The following is a 9,493-nucleotide window of genomic DNA, read 5'->3' as shown; positions in this document are numbered from 1 at the left end:
TATTAAACTCCTATAATGTATTACTGTTAATCATAGTAACGCAATACCGGGTAAAAAGTAAACCTATTTATAATAAAAATATATTTTTATATAATTTAACAAAAAAATATATCAAAAATTTTGACAAAAACAATTTTTTGTTATATTATTTTGTTATAAATACATTATAGGAGTTTAAATATGGTAAATGTAACAAAAATAAATGAACAAAGATCAAAGGAAGAGATGCAACAATTTGATTTGTACGGACAAATGGTATTTAAGGGTTTTGAATCATTTGCATATCAAAGTCAAGAAAATCTTAAAGGTAAACAAAAACAGTTAAGTAAAATAAATAAGGTAGGACGTAAGTTACCAAAAATTGGTAAGAATGAGTATTTCAAGTTTAATAGTAAGGTTGACTTTAGTGTGCAAAGAGAATCGTTAAAGCGTATGGGAGCTAGTGAAGTTGGAAGCATGTTTATGGGAGCTGATTCTTTAGAGAAATTAATGCTAGAGCGAGTACTTAAAGCTATAGGAAGAGAAATACCATTTGAAGATAATTTGAGCATGAGAAAGGGAAAGATATTAGAATCTTTAGGATTTGATGAATTTGTTCGTATGAACGTGGATAATATTGAGGTGTTACATAAAAACAAATATGCAAATGGTGTTGACAAATATAATTACTTTAAAAAAGTTGAGGGCTGTGAGACATTAGTTGGTTCAACAATTGATGGATGGTTTGTAAATAACTCGGGAGAAGCCGAGTTACTTGAGATCAAAATTAGTGATAATTTTTACTTAAAAAGTGCAGCTATTGAATACAACAAGAATGGTAATTTTTTAGAAGATAAATATTTCTTCAAGTATTATGTTCAAGTACAAATGCAGCTACTCTGTACAGGTTTAGATAAGGGAAATTTATTTTTTATCATAGGTGGAGAAGCAATAAACTGTGTAATTGATAAGAATGATGATTTTATTAGTTATATAATGACTGAAGTTTCAAGATTAGAGGGAGAAGTTAGTAGTATTGCCCAGTCTTTAAAATCAAGTAGTGATATTGATATTAAAAATATTGATTTAGATGAGCTTAGTGATATTATCAGGGATTTTTTGAAAAATAATTTTTTATATGAAGAGCTATGTGATGTAGATTTCAAGCTTGAATTTTTAGAATTTGTAAAATCAAGTCAACTTGAGATTGATGAAGACGAAATTTTGGATTTAAGTAGACGTTTAGATGAGATTAATGCATTGCAATCTGAAATTGACAAAGTAGAAGAGGAGACTAAAAAGGCTCAGGCGTTAGAGTTGGCTAGGGTAACCAAACCTATTAAAGATAAACTTAAATTTCAAATAGATGATCTTTATCGTAAATTTTCTTTAAATGAACATATAAATTATAACTTTGATGGGAATAGGTTCTCTTTAGATATGAGTAAGAGAGCTATTAAGGATAGGTTTAAGTTTTTAAGCTGTGTTATAGACTTTACTTTTAGTAGTAATTCAAATGAATGGTCTACACCTATTTTAAAAGCTGTTTAAGGGTACCTTTATGAGATTTATGTTTATAGCTTTATTTTTAGTAATTACTTACAAGATTTTAAGATTTTTATGTAAGTTTGGTGTGAGAAGTATAAAGAATCTCATTCAAGCTTATTATGCAAGACGAGAATTTTTAGAAAATCTTGAGAGACTTGATTGTGATTTAAGACGTATGGAACTTTTAAGTAGGCTTCATGATGAGGAGAGTCCTGGTGTTTGATATTAACTCATTAAGTATGTCTGGTCGTTTAACAAGAAACTGTGAGGTTATTTATACTAGTAATAGTTTTCCTATATTAAAATTTACACTAGCTAATAATAGAGGTGTAAAGAAGAATAACTGTGTTAAAAGACAGGCTCAATTTTTTGACTGTGTGATTTTTGGAGCTAGAGCTGAGAGTCTTGCTGCTTTACTTAAACGAGGGGTTCAAGTTGTACTTAGTGGAGCCCTATCTTATTCAAGTTGGAATGATAAGCGTACAGGTGAGGGTAAGAGTAAATACAGTATTTTGGTAAATGATATTTGCGTCTTAAACTCATCAATTAAAACACAAGATATTAATGAGAATAAGCTTGAAGATGAGTTTTATGAAGATATTCCTTTTTAATATCTATATTTAAGTTAAGGGAAGTAGGGGTGGTGGTTTAAAAAATAAAGATTGTAAGTGAGATTATATATGAGAATAACGCAAAATAATCCAAATTTAGTCTCAGAAGTACGTCAGTGGGGATGTTACTTTTTATCTCTTCATTATTACGTATCAGTTTTTAAAAAGTTGCAGTTTAGTGTTCTTGATATAAATAGGAATTATCATAACTTTGTTAAGTCAGGGTGTATGAGAAGTAATTGTTATATTCTAAATCCATGCGCTGTACTGAGACGGTTTGATATCAGTGCAAGTGTGAGGTGGGAGGGCCCTGCTTACAGATGTTTAGATGGAGAATTTGAGATAAGTGAAGTTAAAATTAAAAATACACCAGGATATCATTTTATAGCAACTAATTTGTCTTCTGTACTTTATGATTCACTCTCTCTTAAAGAGCGAGGAAGGGAGTATAATGTTACGTCTAAACGTGTGTTTAGAAAAATATAAATCTCTATTTATAAAAAAAAGAGACTCTCCGGTCTCTTTTTTTTAATGGTAAAAGGTTAATATAAAAATTTTATAAATAAGCTGTATTTATTATACATAATATTTTGTAAAAAAATAGATATTTAGCAAAATTTATTTCAAGCTAGTTTTGATATCTTTGTAAGCCTGTATTTTACTTGCACTTGAGAGACCATAAACATTATCAATCTCAGAAGTAGATGAATATTTCATAAGTTCTTTTATTTGGAATGCATTATAACCACGTGATTTTAGAGTAGCTATGAATATATTTCTACATAAATGAAGAGATTTTCTTTCTTTAAATCCTCCCTTAATGAGTAATTCTTTAAATTTTTCGGTAATCTTTTTTATATTAATTTTATTATCACGAAATCTAATCTTACTTTTTTGAAATAGATATGTACGTCTTGCATCCATACCCCTTTTTTTCGAAATAAGTTTTATGGGCCCTCATAATAGCGTCAAATTCATCTTTATTAATTACAACTTCTCTTATGCAAACACCTCTTCTCTTTTTTGCAACATTAACACGCAGGCTATAGAGTAGTTCATTATTACTACCTTTTTCTTTTGATATCTGGTCAAGTTTTATATTTTGTACCTCAACACCCCTACAACCAGTAACTGAGAGTAAGTGTACAAACCATCCTGAAATGGGGTCTAGACTTTTAAGTCTCTCTATAGAGCGTTTTACGAGTCTAATTGTCTTGTCATTAAGATAAAATCTAGTTTTGGGTTTAGTAATAATTTGCTTTTTAGAAGGATTGGTAATTAACAACAGTTCTTCTCTTAAGAGTTCATTTTCTTTAATTAAATTTTTTATTTTTTCTTTAAGTAAATCATTCACTATCATGTAATTTTAAAGTTAACTAAATATTATAAAAATTACTAAACTTGTGTAAAAAATATTAGCAAATACTTACACGTAGAGTCAATTTTTAAAGGTCTACATTGTATAGAAAATATGCTCTTATACATATTTGTAATAAATATAAAGGATATTTTTTTGAGAATTTAGGGAATATAACTAGTTTTATTTCCATTGTTATTAACAAATACTTATAATTTTACTTTCTGTTTACTTTATCTGTCGCTTTAGTACCTTTCAACTTTGCAATGATGGATTACTTAGTACAAAATTTAAATTCTCTATCTCTGTTAACTTAAAGTTTACTTTTATAGTTACTCTTACCATTTTTATAACGAGTTTAATTTATAACTTATTTCCCCTATCAAATTTTATAAGAGTTTTTATTGATTTATTTTGATCATTGATGATGATATTTTATTTAAATCTTTATTAAATATCTTTTTTAATTTTTGGATGTGTTTTTATCTTTATCACTTAAATTATTACTTTTTATTTGTTTAATTTTAGTCCCATCCTTTTAACAATTCATGTGGATATTTATCTGTTCGTCCTTCGCTCAATAATTTTTTTACCTTTTCAAATGTTTCTTCATTGGTTTTAGATAAATTCAATATTGGAGCACCAATTTCGTTAAAAAGCTTACTCACATAATTGTTATAATTGTTATATGAGTCATCATCAATGTGGGGGCCATATTGGTTGTTATAGTTATCATATGCAAGACGAGAGGCTCCGTCTATTATATATTCTTCAAAAGTCATATGACTGGCTAATTTTTGTCTTTTTTTATCTAAAAAGTCATAAATAGGAGCAATAGCATTTATAATTTCTTTTTGTTTTTGTGGATTACTTTCAATCCAAGTAAAAAATTCTATTAATTTGTTTCTTACAGTATAGTGAACGTCTTTATGGGTATCCTTGGTTATTCTCTTTAATAAGTTGTACATTTGATCATTAGTGATTTTAATTTGATCAGCTTCATTTCTTTCATGTTCATTTCTTTCATGTTCATTTCTTTCATGAAGTTTTGTACCATGCAAACTAGCATCAGTCTTAGGTCCATTGCAAGAGTACATAAAGAATATATTTGTAAATACTAAAGTCAAAAATTTTTTCATATTAAAATTCTCCTTTTCAATTTATTATAACTGAATATAGTATTATATGTTTATTTACAGATCTTTAATGTACATGTACTTGTAAGTATTAATTGTTTTTGTAAAATTTATTGTTTTGTTATAAATTTTATGTTAAATATATTTTTGTTAACCTATTAGTTAACTTATATTAAAAGGTATGAGCAGGATAAAGAAATCATTAGATGATTATGTTGTGTATTTTAGAGAAGGGAAGCTTAATGACGCAAGGATAGCAAAAGAGCTTGGAGTTAGTCGTGTTAATGTAGGAAAGATGAGACGCAAATGGGAAGAGATTAAGGATGACCCTGAGTATATTAATGGTACTGCTAAGCTTACTATTTGTGAAGATACTTTAAATAATATATTATTTCATGCATCACAAAGTACAGCCCAGGCGCGTGATCTTAAAAGTCAGTTTAGTATGGCTAAAAGTATGTTGGGACTAGAATTTATAAATTCATTTAGTCGTTATTTAGAGTTAGAACTTAAAACTCATAATTACAAAATAGAAGAACTCGAGTCTCAAATTAACAATCTTTATAAGAAGACTTTAAGTAAAAAAGTTGCACATTCAGAAGAAGAGAGTCGTGAGCTTGAAGAGTTAAAACTTAAACTCGATGAGCTTAAAAGGGAGAGAGAACTTAAGAAGATGTCACTATGTTACAAGACAATGCTAAAGCTTAAAGCTACTGATACAGATGTGCGCTCTAAATTACAAATTTAAAGGATATGGTAATGGATATATATAAGCTGCCTATATTTAAAGAAATGCAGCGAGAGTACAAGCGTGATTTTGGTATTGATATAATGGATTTTATTAAGCCTAAAGCATTGGAGGTTGATTTTAAAGGGTTTGAAAGTAAATATTTAACTAAAAAACAACTTAAAGTAGTACGTAATATCGAGAAGAATAATCAAAGTAAAATTATCCTCTCAGGTGGGATTGCTAGCGGTAAAACATTTCTAGCATGTTATCTATTCTTAAAAATACTGCTTACAAATAGGAATGTGTATAAAAGAAATACTAATAATTTTATAATAGGAAATTCCCAAAAATCATTAGAGATTAATGTTATGAGTGAGTTAGAAGATATTGCTAGTATGCTTAAAATACCCTTTAGGCCAAAATTTTCTAATACATCATATTTTGAAATAGACTCACTAAGAGTTAATTTGTATGGTGGTGATAGGGCAAGTGATTTTGAGCGGTTTAGAGGCTCTAATTCAGCGCTTATTTACGTTAATGAAGCAACTACACTGCATAAAGAAACATTAATAGAATGTTTAAAAAGGCTTAGAGTAGGAATGCAGGCAATTATATTTGATACCAATCCAGATAGTCCTGAACATTTCTTTAAGCTTGATTATATTGATAATACAAAAATTTACTCTACATATAACTTTACAACATATGATAATGAATTAATTTCTCGGGATTTTATTAAAACCCAAGAAGAGATTTACAAGGACATTCCAACATATAAAGCAAGGGTTCTACTTGGAGAATGGGTCTCGTCCTGTGATGCGATATTTACTAATGTTAATCTTACAAGTAAGCATGAATTTATATCCCCAATAGCATATTTAGATCCTGCATATAGTATAGGAGGAGATAATACAGCCCTTTGTGTTTTGGAGCGAGTAGATCAAAGTTATTATGCGTTTATTTTTCAAGAAAAGTTACCAGTAGGTGATCCTAAGATGTTAAATACAATTAAAACTATACTTACAAATCTTAATGTACACAAACTATATGTTGAAGATAGGGATAACGTTTCTGGGCATGGGAATGTGACTAAAATATTTCTTAAACTTAGGGTGGGTATGAGTCATAATTTTAAAATTGCTCCAATTAAACCTATAAGTAATAAATTTACTAGAATTGCTACATTAATAGAGCCATTTGCAACATCTAAACTTAGTATTATGGATTATTCAAGTAAGTCAGCTATATCTGATATTTATAAGTACAAAGGAGATGGGAAGAGTGATGATGATTCATTAGATAGCCTATCAGCATCATATATGTTATTGACTCTAAGTATGCGTACTCTTAAAGCTCATTTTACTAAAATAAGGTTCCTATAACCGTTAAAATATTATATAATAATTACATAAGGAGTGTTTTTATGGGACTTGCTCAACGAGTTATTACTCAGCAAATGGTTATAGCTGAACTTACTAAAGCCGGTATTAAGAGAGATATTGCTATTGACCTGTCTTATAGGTATTATCGTAATGAGCTGACTTATAAAGACATTGAATTCTTAAAAGAAAACTTTGATATAAAATTGAAACACTTAGAAGATGGGATTAGTAGTGTTAAGGATGAGCTTAATACCAAAATAGATACTAAATTTAATGAACTCGATAAAAAAATAGACACCGTTGAGAGTAACTTTAACCTTAAGCTTGAAAAAGTTGAAGCTCTCTTACAATCTGAGATTCAAAGGGTTGAGACAACTTTAAAATCTGATATTAGAGACCTTGACAATAAAATAGATGCAGTTGAGAATAATCTTAATAATAAGATAGATACTAAATTCAATGAACTTGATAACAAGATAGATACAGTCAGAAGTGAATTAAAATCTGATATTAAGGACCTTGATAATAAGATAGATACTAAATTCAATGAACTTGATAATAAGATAGATACTAAATTCAATGAACTTGATAATAAGATAGAGAAATCTACATTAGAATTTAAAAACACATCTAAACTCCATAATTGGATGTTTGGTACTATCATAACTCTTACTTTAGGTATTTTATTAGCATTATTATTGAAATAATTTTTATTTCCCCCCCCAATTAGTACAGATACAATAAAATATCTATATATTATTGTATCTGTATTTGTTTCTTTTATTTTGACAAAAACTATTATTTTTGCTACAATCTATATGCAAACTGAAATTAAAGGAACAAATTTGTATTATTTTGATGAAATAAAGAAACGATCAAATAAGATCTGTCCTTTGGAATTATATAAATATTCGCTTGTTTTTAGGAACTATATAGAGAATCCTGCTGAGGATGCACTGAAGAATGGTATTCATCTTGCAAGTTTAGATAATATTAGTGAATCTGAGATAGCAAGACTTAAAAGAGAGCTTAAAGATGCTCTTTTAAATCTTATAATTAGTTATAGATTTAATGGTGCAGGATATATTTTAGTTCTAACTCGTGATGAACTGACAGAATTAGAAGAAGAAGTAAATTCTGAATTGCCCATTGGATTTAAATATCTAGATTTCAATTTAGTTAAAGATTTGGGCATTTATGACCAGTATATTACTTACACAGTAAAAGAAGGAAATACTTCTTACTCTTTAGTTAAGATACATAAGAGTAGGGTAATAATTTTTGATAATTATGATTATATCTTAAAACGTTACATACCATGTTATAGTGAAAGTTTTTTACTTAATATTTATCTACTTGAGAAAATTTATACACAGATAGATAAGAGAATAGAGACACATAATTTTCTTTTTTATAAAGATGAAGCATTAGTTGGACTTCAAGATGCACTATCAAATGCAACTGCATCATTAAACAGCTTAACACATAGAAATAATAGTAATAATGGATTATTTGCAGGTCTATTTCAAAGACAAAGACAGGATAATAACAGCATATCTGATCTTAAGAGTATTAATGATAGTCTCTCAAGAGAAATAGAGAGATTAAAGTCAAGTTTAAATAATGAAGGAATATTTTACACTTCAACAACAGATGCATCATTAGAGGTAATTAAGTATGATTTGTCTTATTTAAAAGAGGCATTGGCATTAGTAAAAGCTAAGATAGGAGCAGATACAAAAGAGCCACTAACTCGAAGTTTTAATGAACAGACTAAAGGTTTGGGAAATGATGGGAAGGGAGATAGATCCAATTATTATGATTTTCTTAAAGGAATACAAGAAGCAGTAGAGATTGCTGTCAATATTAAACTATCTAGGTATTTTGATTTAGAGATGAAATTTAATTCTCTTGTTATGCTTAGTGAAGAAGAGAGAGTAGATAGAGATCTCAAATTAATAGAATTTTTCGGTAAATATAGTGAACTTATAAATAAAAGTGTTTTAAGCAAAGATGAGATATCAAAGCTAAAAGAAAAATTATTTTCAATTTAGGTTAAGGAGTTTTCATGGAAAAAGATTCAGATGTAAATACAGAAGAAGTAGTAATACAGACTAATGATAATAGCTCTTCTGATAAGTTTAAACGTATAAGTCAAGAAGAGTTTGAAGAGTATATGCAGCTTAAAGAAAAGGTAACTCGAGAAGATGAAAGGGTTAATAAATTAAGTATAAATGACCGAATTGCACGTGAACTTGCAAATGCGGAAGATAGAGAGCGAGTAGAGAAACAGTTACTCTTAGAAGCTGAAAAGATAAATGAAATTGATCAATTAGCAAAAGCACATTTAAGCAAGCATTTTGATAAAGATACTCTTCTTTCTAAAGGTTATTCACTGAAAGAAATAATGCAAGCACAAAGAAGAGAGTTAGTGAGAAAATTTGTTCCTAAAGAACAAATAAAAGCTATTTCCAAGCTAGATAATTTTGAACATTTAGATGGAGAGATATTAGAACAACTTGTATCTTTAGCAAAAGTAAATATAAGTATGAGAAAACGTGCTGCAAGTAATATTGATTCTAAGCGTGGTGATATTATCTCTAAAATAGAGAATAGAATATCATTATTAGATTCAGGGTTCTCACCAGTTAACTTTGATGAATTTAATATTTCTGTTGCAAATGCTTATAAAGATAGAATACATGAGTTTTATAACCTTAAAGAGAAAAAAACAGCTTAAGGAGATATAT

At 28.4% G+C, this 9,493-nt stretch carries 10 protein-coding genes and 1 pseudogene; 9 read left to right on the top strand and 2 right to left on the bottom strand.

The window, feature by feature from the left end:
• The first annotated feature begins 180 nt into the window (after positions 1-180).
• The 4 genes from bpuSUM_RS05380 to bpuSUM_RS05365 all read left to right on the top strand — a co-directional run bounded on the left by bpuSUM_RS05380 (position 181) and on the right by bpuSUM_RS05365 (position 2,624).
• Positions 181-1,530 carry a DUF244 domain-containing protein gene (locus bpuSUM_RS05380; RefSeq protein ID WP_247066751.1) on the top strand — a complete coding sequence of 450 codons (1,350 nt, stop codon included), beginning with the start codon at positions 181-183 and terminating at the stop codon, positions 1,528-1,530.
• A gap of 10 nt (positions 1,531-1,540) precedes the next feature.
• Positions 1,541-1,750, top strand: a complete 210-nt coding sequence (locus bpuSUM_RS05375) for a hypothetical protein (protein WP_247066749.1) — start codon at positions 1,541-1,543, stop codon at positions 1,748-1,750.
• Positions 1,751-1,766: 16 nt separating this feature from the next.
• Entirely contained in the window at positions 1,767-2,138 is a 372-nt protein-coding gene (locus bpuSUM_RS05370; protein ID WP_247066747.1) for a single-stranded DNA-binding protein, read from the top strand.
• A gap of 69 nt (positions 2,139-2,207) precedes the next feature.
• Entirely contained in the window at positions 2,208-2,624 is a 417-nt protein-coding gene (locus bpuSUM_RS05365) for a DUF261 domain-containing protein (protein WP_247066745.1), read from the top strand.
• 132 nt (positions 2,625-2,756) lie between these two features.
• Here the strand turns inward: bpuSUM_RS05365 and bpuSUM_RS05360 are convergent.
• Both bpuSUM_RS05360 and bpuSUM_RS05355 read right to left on the bottom strand, forming a co-directional pair.
• A pseudogene (locus tag bpuSUM_RS05360) lies at positions 2,757-3,498 on the bottom strand (tyrosine-type recombinase/integrase).
• Positions 3,499-4,019: 521 nt separating this feature from the next.
• On the bottom strand, positions 4,020-4,634 hold the full coding sequence (locus tag bpuSUM_RS05355) for an Mlp family lipoprotein (protein WP_247066743.1): 615 nt from the start codon (positions 4,632-4,634) through the stop codon (positions 4,020-4,022).
• A 178-nt stretch (positions 4,635-4,812) separates the two neighbouring features.
• On the opposite strand from bpuSUM_RS05355, the gene bpuSUM_RS05350 reads away from it, so the two are divergent.
• The 5 genes from bpuSUM_RS05350 (at position 4,813) to bpuSUM_RS05330 (ending at position 9,483) form a co-directional block, all read left to right on the top strand.
• On the top strand, positions 4,813-5,379 hold the full coding sequence (locus bpuSUM_RS05350; protein ID WP_247066742.1) for a DUF603 domain-containing protein: 567 nt from the start codon (positions 4,813-4,815) through the stop codon (positions 5,377-5,379).
• 11 nt (positions 5,380-5,390) lie between these two features.
• Positions 5,391-6,743 (top strand): PBSX family phage terminase large subunit, encoded by a 1,353-nt coding sequence (locus tag bpuSUM_RS05345; protein ID WP_247066779.1) that lies wholly within the window; start codon positions 5,391-5,393, stop codon positions 6,741-6,743.
• Between the two features lie 41 nt (positions 6,744-6,784).
• Positions 6,785-7,450, top strand: coding sequence for a Bdr family repetitive protein (gene bdr / locus bpuSUM_RS05340; protein WP_247066740.1), 666 nt, complete (start codon positions 6,785-6,787; stop codon positions 7,448-7,450).
• Positions 7,451-7,561: 111 nt separating this feature from the next.
• Positions 7,562-8,797, top strand: coding sequence for an anti-CBASS protein Acb1 family protein (locus tag bpuSUM_RS05335; RefSeq protein ID WP_247066738.1), 1,236 nt, complete (start codon positions 7,562-7,564; stop codon positions 8,795-8,797).
• Between the two features lie 14 nt (positions 8,798-8,811).
• Entirely contained in the window at positions 8,812-9,483 is a 672-nt protein-coding gene (locus tag bpuSUM_RS05330; RefSeq protein ID WP_247066737.1) for a DUF1357 family protein, read from the top strand.
• Positions 9,484-9,493: the final 10 nt, after the last annotated feature.

The organism is Borrelia puertoricensis (genome assembly GCF_023035875.1).
Taxonomy (GTDB): domain Bacteria; phylum Spirochaetota; class Spirochaetia; order Borreliales; family Borreliaceae; genus Borrelia; species Borrelia puertoricensis.
This window is presented reverse-complemented; position numbering and strand designations above follow the sequence as displayed.